The sequence below is a fragment of the Mycobacterium sp. genome, from assembly GCF_965229265.1.
Classification (GTDB): domain Bacteria; phylum Actinomycetota; class Actinomycetes; order Mycobacteriales; family Mycobacteriaceae; genus Mycobacterium.
This window is the reverse complement of the sequence record NZ_CBDDIY010000011.1, coordinates 796,468-817,834: the sequence shown is the minus strand read 5'-3', so window position 1 is coordinate 817,834 and position 21,367 is coordinate 796,468. Positions and strand designations below refer to the sequence as shown.

Sequence of the window (21,367 nt, the reverse complement as noted above, 5' to 3'; positions counted from 1 at the left end):
GGAAACCGAATCGGCCTAAGGGCGCCAGAACGGGTGTATCGGCGAGCGTGCGCTTGGCGTACACCGCCTACGGCGTGTCGCGTACCGACACGCACGCTCACGACCGGCGCCGAATCCGTCAGTTGCGCTCGGCGAGCTTGGCCTGCAGCCGACGGTTCACCGACGCCGGCAGCAGTGCCGAGACGTCACCACCCAGGATCGCCACCTCTTTGGCCAGCGACGAGGACACGAACGAATACTGCGGGGTCGTGGCCACGAAGAACGTGTCCACCCCGGCGATGTGCTTGTTCATCTGGGCCATCTGCAGCTCGTACTCGAAATCGGTACCGGTGCGCAGACCCTTGACGATCGCGGTGAACCCGCGCTGCTTGACAAAATCAACGACCAGGCCCTGCCCTGATTCGGCCCGCAGGTTCGGCAGGTGGGCGGTGGCTTCGGAGATCATCGCGATCCGCTCGTCGATGTCGAACATCCCCTTCTTGTTGGGGTTGATCAACACCGCCACGATGACCTCGTCGAACTGGGCCGCGGCGCGCTCGAAGATGTCGACGTGTCCCAGCGTCACCGGATCGAATGATCCCGGGCAAACCGCGCCACTCATAAGCGCCACTCCTCCTCGTCGCTGCGCTCCGCATCGTCGCCGGCGGTCATAAGCGCCACTCCTCCTCGTCGCTGCGCTCCGCATCGTCGCCGGCGGTCATAAGCGATGACGCTAGCAGTCGGTTCCCTCGCCGACTTCGGCCAGCTCGACGCGGGTGTCGCCATACCGGCGCGACGGCCATCCCGTCCAGCCCGCCGGCCAGGTCAGCGTCGCCGAGGATGTCGGCCGCTCCACCACCACGACGCTGCCCGGGGCCACCCAGCCGTTGCCGTCCAGCAACGCCAGTACCGCCGTCAGGTCCGCCACCGACACCTCGTAGGGCGGGTCGGCCAGCACCAGGTCCATCGGCCGGTCGGGACCGGATGCCAGGACCGCCGCCACCGCCCCCCGCCGAACCGTCGCGCCCGGCAGCCCGACCGTGGCGACGTTGCGTTTGATGACCGCGACCGCGCGCGCATCGCATTCGACCAACAGCGCCGAGGCGGCCCCGCGGGACAATGCCTCCAGGCCGAGCGCACCGGAGCCCGCGTAGAGATCGAGCACCCGCAGACCGTCGAAATCCCGGCGTGCCGCCAGGGCGCTGAACAACGCCTCGCGGACCCGGTCGGTGGTCGGTCGCGTCCCGCGGGCCGGCACGTCGATACGCCGACCGCCCGCCGCGCCGGCGACGATCCGGGTCAGCCTTCCCCCCCGGTCGCTTCGCCCGCCGGGCCGATCACCACCAGCAGGTCACCGCCTTCGACCTGGGCCGTGCTGCCGACCGCGACGCGGTTGACGGAGCCGGCCTTGGGTGCGGTGATGGCGGCTTCCATCTTCATCGCCTCGATGGTGGCGATGGTCTGGCCGGCCTCGACCTCGTCACCGACGGACACGCTGACGGTCACCACACCGGCGAACGGGGCGGCGACATGGTCGGGATTGGCACGGTCGGCCTTCTCGGCGGTCGGCACGGTGTCGGCGATGCTGCGATCGCGCACCACCACTGGGCGCAGCTGTCCGTTGATGATGCACATCACCGTGCGCATCCCCCGCTCGTCGGCATCGGAGATGGCCTCGAGCCCGACGATGAGCTCCACACCGCGCTCGATCTTGATGCGATGCTCGTCGCCGTGGCGCAGCCCACTGAAGAACTGGTTGGCGCTCAACCCCGAGGTGTCGCCGTATTCCTCGCGGTGAGCCTCGAATTCGCGAGTGGGCCCGGGGAACAGCAGCCGGTTCAGCGCAGCCTGACGAGCCGTGCCGGGCTCGGCGAGAACGTTCTCGTCCTCCACTGCCAGCGGCTCCTCGGGCTTGGCCGGCCCGCGCCCCTGCAACGCCTTCGTGCGCAACGGCTCCGGCCAGCCCCCCGGCGGGTCGCCCAGCTCGCCGCGCAGGAAGCCGATCACCGAATCGGGGATGTCGTGGCGCCCCGGGTCTGCGGCGAATTCCTCCGCGGTAACCCCGGCACCGACCAACGTCAGCGCCAGGTCTCCGACCACCTTGCTCGACGGGGTGACCTTGACCAGCCTGCCCAGGATCCGGTCGGCCCCGGCATAGGCGTTCTCGATGTCCTCGAAGCGGTCCCCCAACCCCAGCGCGATCGCCTGGGTGCGCAGGTTGCTCAGCTGACCGCCCGGGATCTCGTGGTCATAGACCCGCCCGGTCGGCGCCGGCAGGCCCGCCTCGAACGGGGCATACACCCGCCGCAACAGCTCCCAGTACGGCTCCAGATCGCATACCGCGCCCAGGTCCAGACCGGTGTCGAAGGGGGTGTGCGCGGCGGCAGCCACGATCGCCGACAGCGGCGGCTGGCTGGTGGTGCCCGATAGCGGTGCCGCGGCGCCGTCCACGGCGCTCGCGCCGGCATGCCAGGCCGCGGTATAGGTGGCCAGCTGCCCGCCGGGCGTGTCGTGGGTGTGCACGTGGATCGGTAGATCGAAGCGACTGCGCAACGCCGAGACCAGGGTGGCCGCCGCGGGCGGGCGCAGCAGGCCGGCCATGTCCTTGATCGCCAGGACATGCGCGCCGGCGTCGACGATCTGCTCGGCCAGCCGCAGCCAGTAGTCCAGCGTGTAGAGCGTCTCGGCGGGGTTGGACAGATCGCCGGTGTAGCTCATCGCGACTTCAGCTACCGCCGAACCGGTTTGGCGCACCGCGTCGATGGCCGGCCGCATCGACTCGACGTGGTTGAGCGCGTCGAAAATGCGGAAAATATCGACACCGGTACGGGCGGCCTCGTCGACGAAGGCGTGCGTCACCGCCTCCGGGTACGGCGTGTACCCCACGGTGTTGCGCCCGCGCAGCAGCATCTGCAGACAGATATTGGGGATCGCCTCACGCAGCGAGGCCAGCCGCTCCCAGGGATCTTCCTTCAGGAAGCGAAGCGCCACATCGTAGGTCGCACCACCCCAGCATTCGATGGACAGCAGCTGCGGCATCATCCTGGCGATGTAGGGGGCAACAAGCAGCAACCCCGACGAGCGCACCCGAGTGGCCAGCAGCGACTGGTGTGCATCACGGAACGTCGTATCGGTCACGCCCACGGCGCCAGAGTCCTTGAGCCACTTGGCGAATCCTTCGGGACCCAGTTCGGCGAGCCGTTGCTTGCTGCCTGGAGCCGGAGTGGTCGACGCGATGTCGATGGCGGGCAGCTTGTCCTGGGGGTAGAACCGGGGACGGTCGCGGTAGGGCGAGTTGACGGTCACCTCGGCGAGGAATCTAAGCATCTTGGTGCCGCGGTCGGCCGACGTGCGCGAGGTCAGCAGTTGCGGGCGTTCGTCGATGAAGGACGTGGTGACCCGGCCCGCCTGGAAGTCAGGGTCGTCCAGAACCGCTTGCAGGAACGGGATATTCGTCGAAACCCCGCGGATGCGGAACTCGGCGACCGCGCGCCTGGCCCGCGCAACGGCGGTAGGAAAGTCCCGCCCCCGACAGGTCAGCTTGACCAGCATCGAATCGAAATGCGCGGTGATCTCCGCGCCGAGGTGGGTGCCGCCGTCCAGACGGATACCGGCACCGCCCGGTGAGCGGTAGGTGGTGATCCGGCCGGTGTCGGGCCGGAATCCGTTGGCTGGGTCCTCGGTGGTGATGCGGCACTGCAGCGCCGCGCCATGGGGTGCGATCGTCTCCTGGCTCAGGCCCAGATCGGCCAGCGTCTCCCCCGCCGCGATCCGCAGCTGCGCCGACACCAGGTCGACGTCGGTGATCTCCTCGGTCACGGTGTGCTCCACCTGGATCCGGGGATTCATCTCGATGAACACGTGCCGGCCGCGCTCGTCGAGGAGGAACTCCACCGTGCCCGCACAGCTGTAACCGATGGAGCGGGCGAACGCGACCGCGTCGGCGCAGATCTGTTCCCGCAGAGCGGGATCCAAATTGGGGGCCGGGGCCAGCTCGATGACCTTCTGATGGCGGCGCTGCACACTGCAGTCCCGCTCGTAGAGGTGGATGACGTTGCCGTGGGTGTCGGCGAGGATCTGCACCTCGATGTGGCGGGGGTTGACGACAGCCTGCTCGAGGAACACCGTCGGATCCCCGAACGCGGATTCGGCCTCGCGACTGGCCGCCTCGATCGCCTCCGGCAACGCCGCGAGATCGCTCACCCGGCGCATCCCGCGCCCGCCACCGCCGGCCACCGCCTTGACGAACAACGGGAAGTCCATGTCCTGGGCGGCCGCAACAAGTTCGGCCACCGACGCCGACGGCCGCGAGGAAGCGAGTACGGGCAGACCCGCCGCACGAGCTGCCGCGATCGCGCGCGCCTTGTTGCCGGTGAGCTCGAGGATCGACGCGTCGGGCCCGATGAAGGTGATGCCCGCCGCCGCGCAGGATGCCGCCAGTTCAGGGTTCTCCGAAAGGAATCCGTACCCGGGGTAGATCGCGTCGGCCCCGCACGCCAGCGCGGTGGCAACGATCTCGTCGACCGACAGATAGGCCCGCACCGGATGACCGATGTCGCCGATCTGATAGGACTCGTCGGCCTTCAACCGATGCAGCGAATTGCGGTCCTCATACGGATAGACCGCGACGGTGCCGATACCCATCTCGTAGGCCGCACGGAAGGCGCGGATGGCGATCTCACCACGATTGGCGACAAGGACTTTGGAGATCACACGCGGACCCTACTCTGTGGTGCCGGTACGACGCGGCTAGATGAGCGTGGACCAGTAGTTCCAGAACCGGACCAGGATCATCAGAATGACGGCGGTGAACCAGAGCGCCACGATCGACCAGCGCCAGGTGTAGAGCGCCCGGGCCACCGGGTTGCCGGCCAGGGGTCGAAACGCGATTGAGGCCGCGACCACCAGCAGCGGGATGGTCACCGACCACACCACCATGCAGTACGGGCAGAGCGCACCGATGCGGTAGAGCGTCTGAAATATCAACCAGTGCACGAACACCGCACCCAGCGCCACGCCGCCGGTCAGGCCCACCCAATACCAGCGCGGTAACCGGACCTTGGCGACTGCCAGCACACCAGTCACCACGACCACCGAGAATCCGGCGACGCCCATGAGCGGGTTGGGGAACGCGAAGGCCGAGGCCTGCGGGGTCACCATCACCGAGCCGCACGAGAGCACCGGATTGATGCTGCAACTCGGCACATAGGCCGGGTTCTTGAGCATCTCGACCTTCTCGATCATCAAGGTGGCCGAGGCGACCAGTCCGATGACGCCGGCGATCAGCACCCACCACGCGCTGGCGGGTCGCACCGCGACGCCGCCGGACGCGCCCGCCGAGCTAGCCGGCTGGGCGGGCTCGACCGGAGCCGGCGTCGCGATACTCATGGCGCTGCGGGGGCCGGGGCTGCCGGGGCCGGGGCGGCGGGTGCAGGCGCGAGGCCGGGAACGTTGCCGACGACGGCGGTGACCTTGGCGATCAGGTCGTCGGGCGACGCCGGGCTGATGTCCTGGCCGTTGAGCCGGACGGTGGGCGTCGCGTTGATCTTGGTGGCCGCGGCCAACCCCTCGACCCGGTCGTTGTACTTGCCGCTGTTGATGCACTGCGAGACCTTGTCGGTCGGCACGCCGGCCTGCCGGGCGATCTCGATCAGTGCGTTGTTGTCCGGCGCGTTGCCGGAGCCTTCCTCGGGCTGCTGGGCGAACAACGCGGAGTGGAACCGGACGAAGGCTTCCTTGTCCACGTCGGCGACGCAGTACGCGGCGTTGGCGGCGCGAGTCGAGTAGTCCTTGTTCAACGACGAGTTCAAGATGGCGACCGGGTAGTAGTCGGCAGCCACCGCGCCGCTGTCGACCAGCTTGCCGATGGTCGAGCTGAAGGCCTTCTCGAAGTCACGGCAATGCGGGCACTGGAAATCCTCGTAGATCGACAGGACGGCCTTGGGCTCATCGCTGCCGTCCTTCTTGATCAGCGCACTGGAAGTGATCCGCACGGCCTGCGCGTCGCCGGAGGCGGTCTTCTTGTCGTGGCTCATCACGATGTAGAGCACCAGAGCGACAGCGAAGATGACGACGATCGCAGTCAGCCCCAGCTGGATGGCCAGGTTGCGCTTGCGATCCTGGGCTTTCAGGTCGTAGCGGGGGGCGCTTTTCTTATTGGTGGCCACGGGTCGACTGATCCTCGCTGTTCAGAACTCGGTGTTGGCGCCTCTAGAGTACCGGCGTCGCGCGTCGGCGCCTTCATTCCCCAGGTCGCTTCGCTCCTGCCCCGCCGGAGGTCAGCCGCGGGCAAGGTGGGCGCGCAACGCCGAGATCATCTCGGCGTTGGCCCGGCTCACCTGGCCGCCCAGCGCGTTGAAGTTGAGGAATGCGTGCACCATCGCCCCCATCCGCCGAGCGTCGACGGTAACGCCGGCCTCGCGCAGCTTGGCCGCGTAGTTCTCGCCTTCGTCGCGCAGCGGATCGAATCCGGCGGTGATCACCAGCGCCGGGGGCAGCCCCGAGAGATCCTCGGTCAGCAACGGTGACACCCGCGGGTCGGTGACCTCGAGGCCGGAGCCGTCGACGTAGGCGTCCCGGAACCAGTCGATGTTGTGTTTGGTCAGCAGAAAGCCGTCGGCGAACAAGGTGCGCGAACGGGTCAACCCCCGCATGTCGGTGACCGGGTAGATCAGCCATTGCAGGGCGGGCAGCGGCTCGCCGGCGTCGCGGGCCAGCCGGGTGACCACGGTGGCCAGGCATCCGCCGGCGCTGTCGCCGCCAACGGCGACCAGGGCCGGGTCGGCACCCAGTTCGGCGGCGTGAGCGCGGGCCCACAGGTAGGCGGCGTACGCGTCGTCGACGGCGGCGGGCGCCTTGTGCTCAGGGGCCAGCCGATAGTCGACGGCCAGCACATGCACGCCGGCGTCACGGCAGATCAGCCGGCAGGCCGAGTCGTGGGTCTCCAGGTCGCCGAAGACGTAGCCGCCGCCGTGATAGAAGACCAGCAGCGGGGCGGGCCCGTCCCCGGCCGGACGGTAATGGCGGGCCGGGATCGTCCCGGCCGGGCCGGGAATCGACACCGGTGCGATGTGGCCGACGTACACGTCGGGCTCGTCGAGGCTGCGGGTCGCTTCGCGGTTGTGGACACGCGTGGCGACCGCATCGTCGGCCACGACCAGGCTGCTCATCCCGACCGCACGCTGGGCGGCCAGCATCATCTGGATCGACGGGTCCAGTGTGTTGCCGTCGATGCTGACGGCCCGGCCGCCGGACAGCAGCCGCTTGAGCCCGCCGGGCAGGTGTGGGATGACCTTCACTCCGGCCCGATTCCCCGCCCCCAACGCCCGCTGCAGCCAGCGGCTCCGTCGGGCGGTATCGACCGGCAGCTCACCGGGCGCCGGTGCGGACAAACTCCCCGTCATCGCTGCTCCCAAGGGTTCGAGTGGGTGTGCGGCGCGCTGGTGCGACGCCCGTGCCGGACGGCGCCAGGCCGACACCGCCGAAGGGTACGGCAACAGCCTTGGGGTCGAGACGCTCGACCGGACGAGTCCGCTGGCCCGCCCATCCGCGTTGACCAACCCGACAATTTGACGGGGCGGGAGCCCGCACCTGGCGACACCGGCGCCGGACCTGCTCAGATGACATTTAGCCCTGGGTACTATCGTCATCCCGAAGTCGGTGACCCCAGAACCGATCATGCGGGTCCCGACCCGGAAACTTCGATCCAACAGGCAGGTGACATGACGCCGGCGGCCGCGATCCCCACCGTCACGCTCAATGACGACAACAGCATCCCGGTGCTGGGCCTCGGCGTCGCCGAGCTTTCCCCCGAGGAAACCGAGAGCGCGGTGGCCAGCGCGTTGCAGGCCGGCTACCGCATGATCGACACCGCCTCGATCTACGGCAACGAAGAGGCCGTCGGCCGGGCTGTGGCCGCATCGGGTCTGCCGCGCGACGAACTCTTCATCACCACCAAGCTCGCCACCGCCGACCAGGGCTTCCAGTCGTCCCAGGACGCCATCAAGGCCAGCCTCGAGCGGCTCGGCTTGGACTACGTAGACCTCTACCTGATCCATTGGCCGGCCGAGCAGAACGGCAAGTACATCGATGCCTGGGGCGGAATCATGCGCTCCCGACAAGATGGCCTCATCAAGTCGATCGGTGTATCGAACTTCACCCCCGAGCACCTGTCGAACATCATCGACCTGAGCTTCTTCGCGCCGGCCATCAACCAGATCGAGCTGCATCCGCTGCTGAACCAGGCTGAGCTGCGGTCGGTGCACGCCGAGCATTCCATCGTCACCGAGGCCTACAGCCCGCTGGGAGTCGGCAAGCTGCTGGAGCACCCGGCGATCACCGCCGTGGCCGGCGCGCACGGCAAGTCCCCGGCGCAGGTGCTGATCCGCTGGAGCCTGCAGCTGGGCAATGTGGTGATCCCCCGCTCGTCGGACCCGGCGCGCATCGCCGAGAACGCCGACGTGTTCGACTTCGAGCTGACCGCCGCCGAGATGGACACCCTCAACGGGCTCGACGACGGCACCCGGTTCCGGCCGAACCCGGAGACCTACACCGGCACCTAGAGCCGCGGGGCCCTAGCCGATCAGGGAGTCGGTCACGGCGGCGAAACGGTGCTGCACGTCGGCCCAGTTGACGACGTTCCAAAATGCGTTGACGTAGTCGGCCTTGACGTTCTTGTACTGCAGGTAGTAGGCGTGTTCCCACATGTCGACCTGCAGCAGCGGGATGATGCCCAGCGGCACGTTGGCCTGCTGATCGTAGAGCTGGAAGGTCAGCAGGCGCCGGCCCAGCGGGTCGTAGCCCAGCACCGCCCAGCCCGAGCCCTGCAAACCGTTGGCGGCCGCGGCGAATTGAGCCCGGAAGGCGTCGAACGAGCCGAACTGATCGTCGATCGCCGCGGCGAGCTCCCCGGTCGGCTTGTCACCGCCGTTGGGCGACAGGTTCTTCCACCAGATGCTGTGGTTGACGTGGCCGCCGAGATGGAACGCCAGGTTCTTCTCATTGAGCAGGATCGCACCGTGATCGCCGTTGGCCCGGGCCTCCTCGAGTGTGGCGATCGCGTCGTTGAGGCCCTTGACGTAGGCGGCGTGGTGTTTGCTGTGATGAATCTCGTTGATCTGACCCGAAATATGCGGTTCCAGCGCACCGTAGTCGTAATCCAGGTCGGGCAGCGTGTAGTCAGCCATGGGGTTCCCCTTCTCGTCCGTGGTGCGCGTCGTGAGCCAGGCCGTCCGGGACTGCGGGCCTGCCTGGTTGGCACCCTATGACCCCGTCGCCTCATATGTCTAGATGTTCACATGTTCATTTGTTGTGGGTAGACTGACGGTGCGGATCGGCCGCTACGGCATCGATGCAGCACATCGTGTAGCGACTTGTCTTGGCGGCGAGAGCTTTCGGAGCGGCCGATCCGCGCCATGGCGACAACGCCTGGAGCACAACAACAGCGGCGGTCAGCCAGTCGGGCAGCTCGCCGCAGCCTCGCGCAGCTCGCCTGCCGAGGCCTCGTCCACCGGCAGCGAGTAGCCGCGCAGCACGGCGATGAACTGGATGGCGTACTGGCACCAGAAACCATGATTGGGCGGCATCCAGGCCCCCGGGGGCTGATCCCCCTTGTCCTGGTTGACCTGGCCCGCCACGGCCAGCAGGTTGGCCGGATCGTTGGCGAACCGAATCCGCATGGCGTCCGGCCAGTCTCGCGCCCCCATGTCCCATGCGTAGGCCAGCGGCACCAGGTGGTCGATCTGCACCGCCGCGCCGACCTGGGCTCCCCGGGTGAACGGGATCGTCGCGCTGGTGTACGGATCGTGCAGCACACCGGTGGCCACCGCCTGCGGGCACCGCTTGGTCGAGACGTAGGTCTTGTCAACGAGATCGCGATCGAGAATGTCGTCGCGGGTGTCGCAGCCGTTATGCCCACCCGGTGCACTGTTGTCGTCGTCCCAGGCCTCGCCGAACGCCGCCCGACGATAGTCGTAACCCCGGACCCGTGCCGGGATGATCATCACACCGGCGAGCACATCGGTTCCCGGCACCACGGTCGGAGGGTCGGCGCGGGCGACCATCCGATCGGATTCACCCGTCGAGGACACCACCTGCACCGAGACGATCACCGCCAGCGCCGCGATCACCGCCAGCCAGATGAACTGCCGGCGCCTCACGCCTTGTCCAGATAGTCGATGCGGTCGCCGCCGGTGAACTGCCCAGCCAGGATCGCCATCCCCCGGTTGTCGGGGTCGCCGGCATATATCGACTGGGCGACTTCCCGAGCATCCACGATGACCTCGAGGTGCTCAGCCAGCGATAGGAAGCGCAACGTGATTGGCCGACCAGATTGGTTGAGCCCCAACACATCTCCCTCGCGACGCTCCTGCAGATCGAGGTCGGCGAGCGCGAAACCGTCCAGTGTGCCGGCCACCGCCGTCAACCGCTCGCCCGCCTTGGAGCCCTGCGGGAGCTTGGTCGCCAGCAGGCACAGGCTGGCATGCGCCCCGCGCCCGATCCGGCCGCGCAGCTGGTGCAGCTGGCTGATGCCGAACCGGTCGGCGTCCATCACCACCATCATCGTCGCGTTGGGCACATCCACCCCGACCTCGATGACGGTGGTGCACACCAGCACATCGATGTCCCCGGCGCGAAACGCCGTCATCACCGCGTCCTTCTCGTCGGCGGGCAGCCGGCCGTGCATCAGACCCAGCCGCAGCCCGGCCAGCGCCCCGTGCCGCAGCCGCTCGTAGAGGGCAACCACGGTCTCGGCGGGCGGACCGGCTTGTTCGCCGGCGGGCTTGTCGTCCTCGTCGATACGCGAGGCCACGACGTAGGCTTGCCGCCCGGCGCCGACCTCTTCGGTGATCCGCTGCCAGGCCCTGTCCAGCCACTGCGGCTTGTCCTTGATGAAGATCGTGTTGGTGGTGATCGGTTGCCGTCCACGCGGCAACTCGCGCAGTGTCGAGGTTTCCAGATCCCCGTAGACGGTCAGCGCCACCGTGCGCGGGATGGGCGTCGCCGTCATCACCAGCAGGTGTGGCGTCAGACCGTCAGGTGCCTTGGCGCGCAACCGGTCTCGCTGCTCCACCCCGAACCGGTGCTGTTCGTCGACCACGACAAAGCCCAGCTGTTTGAACTCGACGGCCTCCTGCAGCAGCGCGTGGGTGCCGATGACGATGCCCGCCTCCCCCGCGGCGACCTCGTCGCGTACCTGCCGTTTCTGCGCCGCCGACATCGAGCCGGTCAGCAGCGCGACCCGGGTGGCACCGTCCGCACCGCCGAGCTGACCGGCCATCGCCAGCGGGCCGAGGACAGCGCGGATGGACTGGGCATGCTGAGCGGCAAGGACTTCCGTCGGGGCCAGCAGAGCGCACTGGTAGCCGGCATCGACCATCTGCAGCATCGCCAACACCGACACGATCGTCTTACCGGAGCCGACCTCGCCCTGCAGCAGCCGGTTCATCGGCTTGGTCGCAGCCAGTTCCGCGCTCACGACGCCGAGCACCTCACGCTGCCCCGCGGTCAGTTCGAACGGCAATCGGCCCATCATCGCGGCAGCCAACCCGTCATCACGATGCGGGGCCGGCGGCCCGGACTGGCCGAGTTCGCCGTGCCGGCGCCGGGCCAGCGCCCACTGCATGCCGACCGCCTCGTCGAAGGTCAGCCGCTCCCGGGCGGCCTCCCGCTCGACTTCCTTCTCGGCCACGTGGATGGCGCGCAACGCGGTGTCTTCGGCTATCAGACCACGTTGATTCAGCACGGCTTTCGGCAGCGGATCGGGGATCGGATCGAGCACCGCGAGCACCTGCTGTACGCAGGCATAGATGTCCCAACTCTGCAGCTTGGAGCTGGCCGCGTAGATCGGGAAGAAGTCACGTTCGAACGCCGCCATCGACAGCTCGCCGCTCGGCGACGTCGAGGTGTCGGCGATGGTCTTGAGCGACTTGCTGCCGAACACCCGTCCCTTCGGTGAGTTCAGCACCAGGAAGTCCGGATGGGTCAGCTGCATGGCGCCCTTGAAGAAGCCGACCTCCCCGGACAACATCAGCCGGACGCCTTCCACCAAATCCTTCTTCAGGTACTTGGCGTTGAAGAACGTCGCGGTGACCTTCCGGCGCCCCTTTCCGAGCGTGATCACCAGGTACTCACGCTTGGGCTGTCGGTTGGTCCAGCGGACCTCGGCCTTGTCGATCTCGCCGACCAGGGTGATGTGCTCCCCCTCCTCGGGCGGCACCTCGTCCTCGCCCCACACCGACATCCCGTGGATGTACTTGCGGGGGTAGTGCCGGAGCAGGTCATCGACGGTGTGGATGGCGAACACCTCGTCGAGCAGTCCGGCGGCCTTGCCGCCGAGGATGCCGTCGAGGCGGTCGGTGAGGCCGACCATCTACTCCACCCCGATCAACAGCACGTCACCGCGATGGCCGGTGCGATACGTCGCCAGCTCGATACCGGGGTGGCGGCGGTGGACGTGGTCGGTCAGCGCCTCGGCGACGGCGGGATCGATGTCATGGCCGACCAGCACCGTCACCAGTTCGCCGCCGGCCACGAGCAGCAGGTCGATCAGCCCGACGCCGGCCCCGGCCACATCGTCGGCAACCACCAGCACCTCGTCGCCGGCGATGCCGAGACCGTCACCCGGACGGCAGGTGCCCGCCCAGGTCAAGGCTTGTTCGGTGGCGACTCGCACCGAGCCATGCCGAGCCGCGGCTGCGGCCGCGGCCATCGAGTAGCCGTCGTCGACGGCCTGCCGGTGGGCATCATGGACGGCCAACGCGGCCAGGCCCTGGACCATCGACCCGGTCGGCAACGCGACGACGTCGATGCCCCAGCCGATGGCAGCCGTGCACCCGGCCACCAGTTCCTCGGCCGCGACGTACCCGTTGGGTAGCACCATCACCTGGGCGGCGCCGGTGTCGACCAGTGCGCGAATCAGATGGTGGGCACTGACCCCATTGGCGGGATCGGCCAACGCCGCATCCGGGCGCAGCACACAGGCACCCTCCTGGCTGAACAGCTCCTCGGCGCCGTCACCGTCGACGACGGCCAATACCGCGCGTCCGCGGCTCCAACTGCCCGAGGCGAGTCGGGCCGGTCCGGTGCTGAGCACCGAGATCTGGATGCGGCTCACCGCACCGGCGGCCAGCCCCGCCTCCACGGCGGCACCCGCGTCGTCGGTGTGCACGTGCACGGAGTGCCGATCGCTGGCCGAGGCAGCGATGGCGACCGAATCCCCGAGTTCGTCCAGCCGCACACGCAACCGGTCCAGGGCCGTCGAGTCACACTCACCGAGCAGGTACATCACCTCGAACTGCAGCGGGGCCGCTTCGGCGGCAACGCTTTCGGACCGGGGCGGGCCAGGCACGTAGGCCCGCCGGTGCGGCGTGTGCCCGCTGATGGTGGCGATCAGCGCGTCAATCAGAACCAGCAGGCCGCGCCCCCCGGCATCGACCACGCCGGCATCGGCCAGCACCTCGAGCTGCTGCGGTGTGCGCTCCAGCGCCACCACCGCGGCATCGGCACCGGCAGCCAGCGCCTCACCCAGCCCGGCGCCCTGGGCCGCGCCGTGCTCGACGGCATCGGCGACGGCCTGCAGCACCGACACGATGGTGCCGGCCACCAGCTGCCCGCCCATCGACGACACCACCAGCCCCACCCCGTGACGCAGCGCCGCCCCCAGCAAGACGGCGTCGATGTCGGCCAGCGAGCCCTCGGAGTCGGCGCCGGCCGAGGCCGTCACATCGGCCAGGCCCCGCAGGATCTGCGACAGGATCACCCCGGAATTGCCCCGGGCACCATGCAGCGCTCCCTCAGACAGCGCGGCGGCCACCTGGGTGACGTCACCCGAGTCGGCCGCCGAGTTGGCTTCGGCGAGCGCCGAGCGCATGGTGAACAAGAGATTGGTGCCGGTGTCGGAATCGGCCACCGGGAACACGTTGAGCCGGTTGATCTCGTCGGTGTGGGTGATCAGGTCGCCCACCGCGGTATGAGCCCAGTCACGCAAGGCCGAAGCGTCCAGCCGCCGGTCCGGCATCGACACCTCCTCGCGATCCCTGGCACACCACACGGCTCCCGTCGCGCCAGCCTATCCAGTCCGTCCGACAGTTCGACGTCACCGCGACCCGGTCCCGTGTGATCATCTGATCGCCGCAGTTCAGGGAACTATGGGTGAGTCCAGGGGCGCTCGCTGCGGGCACGGGCGGGGCGCATTTTGGCGTTCAGTTCACCGGACGGTTATCCTAGTCAGGTTGTCGGGTCACCCGTCGCCCGGTCGTTGGCCCCTGCGAGCTACTGATGCCTACTGATTTGAGGAGTTCTACATGGCTGCCGTGTGCGATATCTGCGCAAAGGGCCCCGGCTTCGGCAAGTCGGTGTCGCATTCCCACCGCCGGACCAACCGTCGGTGGAACCCGAACATCCAGACGGTGCACGCCGTGACCCGTCCCGGCGGCAACAAGCAGCGCATCAACGTCTGCACCTCGTGCCTGAAGGCTGGCAAGGTCACCCGCGGCTAGTCGCCCTCCCGTTTCCGCCCAAACCGACGTTTGGGCGGAAGAGAGCGAGACGCGCACGCCATAACGTCGATCTCGGCGTGGGCTAGGGCAGTCGCCAGTCGATCGGCGGTGCGCCCATCCCGGTCAACAGCTCGTTGGCACGGCTGAACGGCCGCGAACCGAAAAAGCCGCGCGACGCCGACAGCGGTGACGGGTGGGGTGACTCGATCACTGCGCACGATCCCTCCCGCCCGTTGGCGAGCATCGGCTTGAGCGTCGACGCGTCACGCCCCCACAAGATCGCCACCATCGGCTGATCACGGGCGACCAGCGCGCGGATGGCGCATTCGGTCACCGCTTCCCAGCCCTTGCCGCGGTGCGACGCGGGGTTTCCCGGCCGCACCGTGAGCACCCTGTTGAGCAGCATGACGCCGCGCTGCGCCCAGGGCGTCAGGTCGCCGTTGGAGGGTTGTGGGTGACCCAGGTCGGCGGTGTACTCGGTGAAAATGTTGGCCAGACTGCGCGGCAGCGGCCGCACGTCGGGGGCCACCGAGAAACTCAGGCCAACCGCATGGCCGGGCGTCGGATAGGGATCCTGGCCGACGATCAGCACTCGCACCTCCTCGAACGGGAAGGTGAAGGCGCGCAGCACGTTCGGCCCGGCGGGCAGGTAGCGCTGCCCCGCGGTGATCTCGGCCCGCAGGAACTGGCCCATCTGCGTGATCTGCTCGCTGACCGGGGTCAGCGCCCTCGCCCAGCCGGGATCGACGAGTTCAGTCAGCGGTTTGGCCGTGGTCGTCACGGACGCCAACCTAACGTGCGCGATCAGTCGAACGACTGCCAGCCCGCTGGGCCGCTCCACTGCCGGCCATCGACCGAGACGCCGGGGGCGCCGTCCGAGACGGTGCCGATCACCCGCCAACCCGGCGGCACCGCACCGGGAAAACACCCGACCAGGGCGTGATCTTCGCCACCGGACAACACCAGCGACCACGGGTCGGCGCCGGCCACCTCCGCCACGGGCACAACGGCCTCGACATCGGGCAGCAGGGCGTCGCCGACGAGATCCATCGCCACACCGGACGCCGCGGCGACGTGACCGAGGTCGGCGAGCAATCCGTCGGAGACATCGGTCATCGCCTGCGCGCCGGCCTCGGCGGCGACGACTCCCTGTCCGTACGGCGGGCGCGGCACCAGATGCCGTTGCCGCACGTCGTCGAATCCGTCGATTCTGTTGTGCCACAGCAGAAATCCTGCCGCAGAGCGGCCCAGCTCGCCGGTCACCGCGATCACCGATCCCGCCCGCGCACCACTGCGCAGCACCGCTGGGCGCCCGGCCAGATCGCCCAGCGCGGTCACCGACACGACCCATTGCGGGCTGCTGACCAGATCGCCCCCGACGATTCCGGCTCCCAGGCCCCCGGCCTCCTGCCACATCCCGTCCGAGAGCTCCTGCACCTGTGCAACCGCGGTGTCAGGCGGGGCGCCGAACCCGACGACGAAAGCCGTGGCCCGCGCGCCCATCGCTTCGACGTCGGCGGCGTTCTGCGCGATCGCCTTTCGCCCGATGTCGCGCGGTGCAGACCAGTCCAGCCGGAAGTGACGGCCTTCCACCAGCATGTCGGTAGTGATCACGACGCGTCCGTCCGGCGCGCCGACCACCGCGGCGTCGTCGCCGGGGCCGACCGTCACGCCCGCGGGTTGGTGGCGGCCCACCACCAGCCGGTCGATCATCGGGAACTCGCCCAGTTGCTGCAGCGTGGGTCCACGGCCGTCGACCACCAGTCGTACCTCCTGCTATCGCGTCCGCTCATCGCCGCAGCCTCACCCAACCTGCGGTAACCTTTGGACCCTGTCGACGCGCAGTGCGTCGCCGTCCTGGCCGCTCACCGGCGCGGGTCAGGACCCACGAACACGCCAGTGTAGGCGGGGCGACACCGCACCCGACGAACACCGAGACGAGGAGACGACGGGTGGTGGAGGCCTACATGCTGATCCAGACCGAGGTCGGCCGCGCCGAGGTCGTCGCCAAGCAGGTCGCCGCGCTGCCCGGGGTGCTGTCCTCGGAGTACGTCACCGGCCCCTACGACGTGGTGGCACGGATCAGCGCGGCCACCGAGGACGCCCTCACCGCCGCCGTCGTGCCCAGCGTCCAGCAGATCACCGGAATCACCCGCACACTGACCTGCCCCATCGCCGATGCTGGCTGAACGGCCTTCGCCCGACCGATGACCGAACCCGTTCCCCCTCCGGCCGAGCCCCCCACGTCGGACGGTCCGCCGCGCGCCGTGCTGATCGCCGCCCTGGTGGTGGCCGTGGCAGCAATTGGTGCCGTGCTCGCCATCGCGGCCACCCGCCGCGCTCCGGTACAGCCGGTTGTCATCGCGTCGGTACCGGCCCCCAACGCCGACTCCTCGACCTGCCGGGCCCTGCTCGACGCCCTGCCCGACCGTCTCGGGGACTTCGACCGCGTCGCGGCCGCCGAACCCACCCCGGCCGGCGCGGCGGCCTGGCGCGCCGGGGCCGACGGCGAGCCGGTGATCCTGCGGTGCGGGGTGGACCGGCCCGCCGAGTTCGTGATCGGCTCGCCCATCCAGATGGTCAACCAGGTGCAGTGGTTCCGGGTCGACGATCCCGCTACCGACCGCAGCACGTGGGTCAGTGTCGATCGGCCGGTCTACGTGGCGCTGACGCTGCCCCAGCAGTCCGGGCCGACGCCGATCCAGGCGTTGTCGGATGCGATCGCGCGCACCATGCCCGAGGTCGCGATCAGCCCGAATCCCCCGCGCTGACCAGGCTTCAACGCAGGCCCGTGCCGCGAGCCAGCGCGGTCTCGACCATCGTGCCCACCAGCGTCGGGTAGTCGATGCCACTGGCCGCCCACATCCGCGGGTACATCGAGATGGTGGTGAACCCCGGCATGGTGTTGATCTCGTTGACCACTGGGCCCTGGTCGGTCAGGAAGAAATCGACCCGGGCCAGGCCCTGACAATCCAGCGCATTGAACGCCCGAACAGCCAAGTCGCGCAACTCATCTGCAACATCGTCATCGATCTCGGCCGGCACATCCAACTCCGCACCGTCGTCGAGGTACTTGGTGGCGAAGTCGTAGAAGCCGTCATCGCGCCCCTGCACGCCGGCCACCCGGATCTCGCCGATAGCGCTGGCTTTGATTGATCCATCCGGGAATTCGAGCACGCCGCACTCGAGTTCACGGCCCAGAATCGCCGCTTCGATGATCACCTTCGGATCGTGCTGTCTGGCATCGGCGATGGCGGCCGGCAGTTCGTCGGCGTTGCTGACCCGGCTGACCCCGATCGACGAACCGCCGCGGGCGGGTTTGACGAACATCGGAAAGCCGAGTCGCTCAATCTCGTCCAACGTGGGAGCGGCCTGCCGAGGCCGCAGCACCACATGGTCACCGATCGGCAGCCCCTCGGCGGCAAACAGTTTCTTGGTGAATTCCTTGTCCATGCCCGCCGCACTGGCGAATACCCCGGCGCCCACATAAGGCACTCCAGCCAGCTCCAGCAGGCCCTGGATGGTGCCGTCTTCGCCGTAGGGGCCGTGCAGGATCGGGAAGACCACGTCAACCGAGGCCAGCACCTCACCGGTCGCCTGACCCAGCGACACCAGCTGGCCGCGGCGCAGCGGGTCGGCGGACAACGCCAGCGCGGTACCGGATTCCCCGCTCACCTCCGGCAGCTGCCGGTCGGTGATCGCCAGGGTCTCTGGCCGCGCGTCGGTCAGTACCCAGGAGCCGTGCGGGGTGATCCCGACGGCAACGACCTCAAATCGTTGCGGGTCGAGGTTGCGCAGGATGCTGCCCGCCGACACGCAGGAAATGGCGTGCTCGGAGCTGCGGCCCCCGTAGACGACGGCGACACGGATGCGAGACCCCTCGGAGGGCAGGCGCGAAGTCACAACCTAGAGAGGCTACAGCCCGGGGCTTTCCAGCACGATCCGACGCCGTGAACAGGCCTTTCGGGGTTCACACCGCGTCGAGTGTGCCGATGACGTCGGCGAGCAGGTCATCGGTGTCCTCGATTCCCGCCGAGATCCGGGCAAACCCGTCGCCGACCGGGTCACCCCAGCGCGCCCGCCGGTCCACCGAGGTGTGCAGGCCGCCGAAGCTGGTCGAGGCCACCAGCAGATCGCTGTGCTCGACCAGGGCGTGCACCGCCGCGGCGTCGGCCAGTCCGATCGAGACCAGTCCGCCGAATCGGCGCATCTGCGCGACGGCCACCGGATGAGACGGGTCGTCGGGCAGACCCGGGTACCGCACGAAGGCCACCTTGGGGTGGCTCTGCAGGGCGGTGGCCAGTGCGAGCGCGTTGTGGCACTGCCGCTCGAAGCGCAAGCCGACGCTGCCCACGCTGCGCAGCAGCAGCCAGGCGTCGAAGGAGCCCAGGATCGCCCCGGACAGCAGCCGCTCTCGTTCCAGCGCCGCCATCAAGTCGGGGTCGCTGCCTGCGGCGTAGCCGGCCAGCAGGTCGCTATGCCCGGACAGCGCCTTGGTGGCGCTGGCCACCACCAGATCGGCGCCCAGTGACAGCGGTTGCTGGCCCAGCGGTGTGGCGGTGGTGTTGTCGACCAGGAGTCGCCCGCCGCCGGCACGGCAGATCCGGACCAACCGGCCCAGGTCCACCACGTCCAGCGCGGGATTTGTGGGGGTTTCGGCCAGCACCACATCGGCGCCATCGGCCGCGTCATAGATCTCCGAGGCCCTCGCCTCACGCACCGTGACACCAAGGGGCGCAAGGTATTCGGTGGCATAGCGGCGCACCTGGTAGTAGCCGTCGGCCGGCACCACCAGTACCGAACCGGGTTTGGCCGTGGCTCGGAGCGCGGCGGTGATGGCCGCCATCCCGGACCCGAAGCTCAGTGCGGTGTCCGCAGTTTCCAACTGGGCCAGCGCCGACTCGAGCCTTCGCCAGGTGGGGTTGGAACCGCGCCCGTAGGTGTCCTGCTCGCTGCCCTCGTCCGGGGAGAGGTGGAAGGCCGACGCCAGGACCGGAGCCGGCCCGACCGGCCGACCCGGAATCGGCTCGGTGCCGGTGGCTTTGACAGCGCGGGTGGAATCGCCGCAGTCCTGGCTCATCGGATCATCATTCCGGTTTGGTGCTGCGCCCGAGCAGCAGAACCACGGCCTGATCGACGGATAGCCCCTTGTGGCACACCCGGTGCACCGCGTCGGTGAGCGGCATCTCCACGTCATAACTGGAGGCCAGGGCCAGGATCGACTCGCACGAGGTGACGCCTTCGGCGACGTGTCCGTCGGCGGCGCGCTGGGCGGCGTCGAGGGTGTCGCCCCGGCCGAGCCGTTCACCGAAGCTGCGGTTGCGCGAGTACGGCGACGTGCAGGTGGCAACCAGGTCGCCCACCCCGGCCAGGCCGGCCAGCGTCGCGGACTTGGCGCCCACCGCGATCCCGAGTCGCATGATCTCGGCCAGGCCGCGGGTGATGATCGCGGCCGCGGTGTTCTCGCCCAGCCCCACCCCGGCGGCCATCCCGCAGGCCAGCGCGATGACGTTCTTGCACGCCCCACCGATCTCGGTGCCGATGACGTCGGCATTGGTGTACGGCCGGAAATAGCCGGTGCTCAGCGCGCGCTGCAGGGCCACCGCCCGGCCGGAGTCGGTGCAGGCCACCACGGTCGCAGCGGGTTGTTCGTCGGCGATCTCGGCGGCCAGGTTGGGTCCGGACACCACCGCGACCTGACTGGAGTCGACGCCCGTGACCTGGGCGATAACCTGGCTCATCCGCATGAGGCTGCCCAGTTCGATGCCCTTGGCCAGGCTGACCAGGGTGGCGCCGGGGGTGAGGAAACCCCGCCAGTGTTCGAGGTTGGCACGCATCGTCTGGGATGGGACGCCCAGCAGCACGGTCGTGACACCGTCGAGGGCTTCGGCGGCGTCGGTGGTGGCCCGCACGGCAGCGGGTAGCGCGACGCCGGGCAGGTAGGGAGTGTTGGTATGGCTGCCGTTGATCTCCTGGGCCACCTCGGCGCGGCGGGCCCACAGCCGCACCTCGGAGCCGGCGTCGGCCAGCACCTTGGCCAGCGCTGTTCCCCAGGCCCCGGCCCCCATCACCGTGGCAGTCCCCACCGAGCTGGTCATGGTGATTAACGTAACGCACCTCAACTTCTCGGCCAGCAGCCACAAACCTGCGCCAGCACCAGGAATGCAACCGGGCCGATCGACGCTGGAAGGATGGTGAACATGAGCGGCGCGGCCGATATCGGCGTGATCATTGCGGTCAAGCGCCTGTCGGCGGCCAAGACCCGACTGGCACCGGTGTTCTCCGCCGCCACCCGCGAGCAGGTCGTGCTCGCGATGCTGGTCGACACGATCACAGCGGCCCGCGCGGTCAGTGCGGTGCGGTCGATCACCGTCGTCACGCCCGACGAGACGGCGGCCGCGGCCGCCCGTGAGCTCGGCGCGGTGGTCATCCCCGACACGACGCCGCCCACCGAGCCAGACCCGCTCAACACCGCGGTGCGGCTCGCATGGGCCAGTGTTGCCACCAACATCACCAATACCGTTGTGCTCCAAGGGGACCTGCCGGCTCTGCAGACCCGCGAGCTGGGTGCGGCGTTAGCACAGGCGCGACTGCACCGGCGCAGTTTCGTCGCCGACCGCCACGCCAGCGGGACCGCGGCATTGTTCGCATTCGGCACTCCCCTGGATCCACTGCTCGGAGCTGATTCGGCACGCCGACACCGCGATTCCGGAGCGGTGGAGCTGACCGGGGCCTGGCCGGGCCTGCGCTGCGATATCGACACCGTCGAGGACCTGCACGCAGCGCGGCTTCTCGGTGTCGGGGCGGCAACAGCCAGGGCAATCGGGTGACGCCGACGGTTAACAACGCCTGAACGACGATCGACTTTCGACTGCCGGCGTCCGCGAGCG

At 68.8% G+C, this 21,367-nt stretch carries 20 protein-coding genes; 5 read left to right on the top strand and 15 right to left on the bottom strand.

The genetic code is table 11. From position 1 onward, the window contains the following. Nucleotides 1-118 precede the first annotated feature (118 nt). The 6 genes from coaD to ADBZ9K_RS16395 all read right to left on the bottom strand — a co-directional run bounded on the left by coaD (nt 119) and on the right by ADBZ9K_RS16395 (nt 7,382). Nucleotides 119-601: a pantetheine-phosphate adenylyltransferase gene (gene coaD, locus ADBZ9K_RS16420; RefSeq protein ID WP_526622217.1), complete on the bottom strand. Its 483-nt coding sequence runs from the start codon at nt 599-601 to the stop codon at nt 119-121. Between the two features lie 111 nt (nt 602-712). Next, nucleotides 713-1,282, bottom strand: coding sequence for a 16S rRNA (guanine(966)-N(2))-methyltransferase RsmD (rsmD, locus tag ADBZ9K_RS16415; protein ID WP_526622713.1), 570 nt, complete (start codon nt 1,280-1,282; stop codon nt 713-715). Continuing rightward, entirely contained in the window at nt 1,279-4,692 is a 3,414-nt protein-coding gene (locus ADBZ9K_RS16410; protein ID WP_526622215.1) for a pyruvate carboxylase, read from the bottom strand. Before ADBZ9K_RS16410 ends, rsmD begins: the two co-directional genes overlap by 4 nt. A 36-nt stretch (nt 4,693-4,728) precedes the next feature. Continuing rightward, the gene (locus ADBZ9K_RS16405; protein WP_526622213.1) at nt 4,729-5,367 is read right to left on the bottom strand and encodes a vitamin K epoxide reductase family protein; all 639 of its coding nucleotides are present in this window, start codon (nt 5,365-5,367) and stop codon (nt 4,729-4,731) included. Next, nucleotides 5,364-6,146: a DsbA family protein gene (locus ADBZ9K_RS16400; protein WP_526622211.1), complete on the bottom strand. Its 783-nt coding sequence runs from the start codon at nt 6,144-6,146 to the stop codon at nt 5,364-5,366. Before ADBZ9K_RS16400 ends, ADBZ9K_RS16405 begins: the two co-directional genes overlap by 4 nt. A 111-nt stretch (nt 6,147-6,257) precedes the next feature. Beyond that, nucleotides 6,258-7,382 carry an alpha/beta hydrolase gene (locus ADBZ9K_RS16395; protein WP_526622209.1) on the bottom strand — a complete coding sequence of 375 codons (1,125 nt, stop codon included), beginning with the start codon at nt 7,380-7,382 and terminating at the stop codon, nt 6,258-6,260. Nucleotides 7,383-7,700: 318 nt separating this feature from the next. Here ADBZ9K_RS16395 and ADBZ9K_RS16390 point away from each other — a divergent pair, with 318 nt between their 5' ends. Further along, on the top strand, nt 7,701-8,540 hold the full coding sequence (locus ADBZ9K_RS16390; protein ID WP_526622207.1) for an aldo/keto reductase: 840 nt from the start codon (nt 7,701-7,703) through the stop codon (nt 8,538-8,540). Nucleotides 8,541-8,552: 12 nt separating this feature from the next. On the opposite strand, the gene ADBZ9K_RS16385 is transcribed toward ADBZ9K_RS16390, so the two are convergent. From ADBZ9K_RS16385 to fakA, 4 genes are all read right to left on the bottom strand, one after another. Further along, nucleotides 8,553-9,164: a superoxide dismutase gene (locus ADBZ9K_RS16385; RefSeq protein ID WP_526622206.1), complete on the bottom strand. Its 612-nt coding sequence runs from the start codon at nt 9,162-9,164 to the stop codon at nt 8,553-8,555. 264 nt (nt 9,165-9,428) lie between these two features. Beyond that, a complete protein-coding gene (locus ADBZ9K_RS16380; protein ID WP_526622204.1) occupies nt 9,429-10,136 on the bottom strand; it encodes a GmrSD restriction endonuclease domain-containing protein in 708 nt (235 codons plus the stop codon). Continuing rightward, on the bottom strand, nt 10,133-12,349 hold the full coding sequence (gene recG / locus ADBZ9K_RS16375) for an ATP-dependent DNA helicase RecG (RefSeq protein ID WP_526622202.1): 2,217 nt from the start codon (nt 12,347-12,349) through the stop codon (nt 10,133-10,135). The genes ADBZ9K_RS16380 and recG overlap by 4 nt, the downstream gene beginning before the upstream one ends. Beyond that, nucleotides 12,350-13,996 (bottom strand): fatty acid kinase ATP-binding subunit FakA, encoded by a 1,647-nt coding sequence (gene fakA / locus ADBZ9K_RS16370; protein ID WP_526622200.1) that lies wholly within the window; start codon nt 13,994-13,996, stop codon nt 12,350-12,352. A gap of 286 nt (nt 13,997-14,282) precedes the next feature. Between fakA and rpmB the strand changes: the two genes are divergently transcribed. Beyond that, nucleotides 14,283-14,477, top strand: a complete 195-nt coding sequence (gene rpmB, locus ADBZ9K_RS16365) for a 50S ribosomal protein L28 (protein WP_135424465.1) — start codon at nt 14,283-14,285, stop codon at nt 14,475-14,477. Nucleotides 14,478-14,559: 82 nt separating this feature from the next. Here rpmB and ADBZ9K_RS16360 read toward each other — a convergent pair whose 3' ends face one another. Together ADBZ9K_RS16360 and ADBZ9K_RS16355 are read right to left on the bottom strand one after the other, a co-directional pair. Continuing rightward, nucleotides 14,560-15,258 carry a uracil-DNA glycosylase gene (locus ADBZ9K_RS16360; protein WP_526622198.1) on the bottom strand — a complete coding sequence of 233 codons (699 nt, stop codon included), beginning with the start codon at nt 15,256-15,258 and terminating at the stop codon, nt 14,560-14,562. Between the two features lie 23 nt (nt 15,259-15,281). Continuing rightward, nucleotides 15,282-16,190 carry a thiamine-phosphate kinase gene (locus ADBZ9K_RS16355; protein ID WP_526622711.1) on the bottom strand — a complete coding sequence of 303 codons (909 nt, stop codon included), beginning with the start codon at nt 16,188-16,190 and terminating at the stop codon, nt 15,282-15,284. Nucleotides 16,191-16,429: 239 nt separating this feature from the next. Between ADBZ9K_RS16355 and ADBZ9K_RS16350 the strand changes: the two genes are divergently transcribed. Both ADBZ9K_RS16350 and ADBZ9K_RS16345 read left to right on the top strand, forming a co-directional pair. Then, nucleotides 16,430-16,666, top strand: coding sequence for an Lrp/AsnC ligand binding domain-containing protein (locus ADBZ9K_RS16350; protein WP_526622196.1), 237 nt, complete (start codon nt 16,430-16,432; stop codon nt 16,664-16,666). 18 nt (nt 16,667-16,684) lie between these two features. After that, on the top strand, nt 16,685-17,248 hold the full coding sequence (locus ADBZ9K_RS16345; protein WP_526622194.1) for a DUF3515 family protein: 564 nt from the start codon (nt 16,685-16,687) through the stop codon (nt 17,246-17,248). A 7-nt stretch (nt 17,249-17,255) separates the two neighbouring features. On the opposite strand, the gene ADBZ9K_RS16340 is transcribed toward ADBZ9K_RS16345, so the two are convergent. The 3 genes from ADBZ9K_RS16340 to ADBZ9K_RS16330 form a co-directional block, all read right to left on the bottom strand. Continuing rightward, nucleotides 17,256-18,368 carry a D-alanine--D-alanine ligase family protein gene (locus tag ADBZ9K_RS16340; protein WP_526622709.1) on the bottom strand — a complete coding sequence of 371 codons (1,113 nt, stop codon included), beginning with the start codon at nt 18,366-18,368 and terminating at the stop codon, nt 17,256-17,258. 79 nt (nt 18,369-18,447) lie between these two features. Then, nucleotides 18,448-19,557, bottom strand: a complete 1,110-nt coding sequence (locus tag ADBZ9K_RS16335) for a cystathionine gamma-lyase (RefSeq protein ID WP_526622193.1) — start codon at nt 19,555-19,557, stop codon at nt 18,448-18,450. 7 nt (nt 19,558-19,564) lie between these two features. Further along, nucleotides 19,565-20,575, bottom strand: coding sequence for an NAD(P)H-dependent glycerol-3-phosphate dehydrogenase (locus ADBZ9K_RS16330; RefSeq protein WP_526622191.1), 1,011 nt, complete (start codon nt 20,573-20,575; stop codon nt 19,565-19,567). A 102-nt stretch (nt 20,576-20,677) separates the two neighbouring features. Between ADBZ9K_RS16330 and cofC the strand changes: the two genes are divergently transcribed. After that, nucleotides 20,678-21,307 (top strand): 2-phospho-L-lactate guanylyltransferase, encoded by a 630-nt coding sequence (gene cofC / locus ADBZ9K_RS16325; protein WP_526622189.1) that lies wholly within the window; start codon nt 20,678-20,680, stop codon nt 21,305-21,307. Nucleotides 21,308-21,367: the final 60 nt, after the last annotated feature.

Bases quoted from the DNA above. Each gene is read 5' to 3' on its own strand.
- ADBZ9K_RS16345 (WP_526622194.1), top strand. From the start codon at position 16,685: ATGACCGAACCCGTTCCCCCTCCGGCCGAGCCCCCCACGTCGGACGGT.
- ADBZ9K_RS16385 (WP_526622206.1), bottom strand. From the start codon at position 9,164: ATGGCTGACTACACGCTGCCCGACCTGGATTACGACTACGGTGCGCTG.
- coaD (WP_526622217.1), bottom strand. From the start codon at position 601: ATGAGTGGCGCGGTTTGCCCGGGATCATTCGATCCGGTGACGCTGGGA.
- ADBZ9K_RS16395 (WP_526622209.1), bottom strand. From the start codon at position 7,382: ATGACGGGGAGTTTGTCCGCACCGGCGCCCGGTGAGCTGCCGGTCGAT.
- cofC (WP_526622189.1), top strand. From the start codon at position 20,678: ATGAGCGGCGCGGCCGATATCGGCGTGATCATTGCGGTCAAGCGCCTG.
- ADBZ9K_RS16355 (WP_526622711.1), bottom strand. From the start codon at position 16,190: ATGATCGACCGGCTGGTGGTGGGCCGCCACCAACCCGCGGGCGTGACG.
- ADBZ9K_RS16330 (WP_526622191.1), bottom strand. From the start codon at position 20,575: ATGACCAGCTCGGTGGGGACTGCCACGGTGATGGGGGCCGGGGCCTGG.
- ADBZ9K_RS16390 (WP_526622207.1), top strand. From the start codon at position 7,701: ATGACGCCGGCGGCCGCGATCCCCACCGTCACGCTCAATGACGACAAC.
- ADBZ9K_RS16335 (WP_526622193.1), bottom strand. From the start codon at position 19,557: ATGAGCCAGGACTGCGGCGATTCCACCCGCGCTGTCAAAGCCACCGGC.
- ADBZ9K_RS16405 (WP_526622213.1), bottom strand. From the start codon at position 5,367: ATGAGTATCGCGACGCCGGCTCCGGTCGAGCCCGCCCAGCCGGCTAGC.
- rpmB (WP_135424465.1), top strand. From the start codon at position 14,283: ATGGCTGCCGTGTGCGATATCTGCGCAAAGGGCCCCGGCTTCGGCAAG.
- recG (WP_526622202.1), bottom strand. From the start codon at position 12,349: ATGGTCGGCCTCACCGACCGCCTCGACGGCATCCTCGGCGGCAAGGCC.
- fakA (WP_526622200.1), bottom strand. From the start codon at position 13,996: ATGCCGGACCGGCGGCTGGACGCTTCGGCCTTGCGTGACTGGGCTCAT.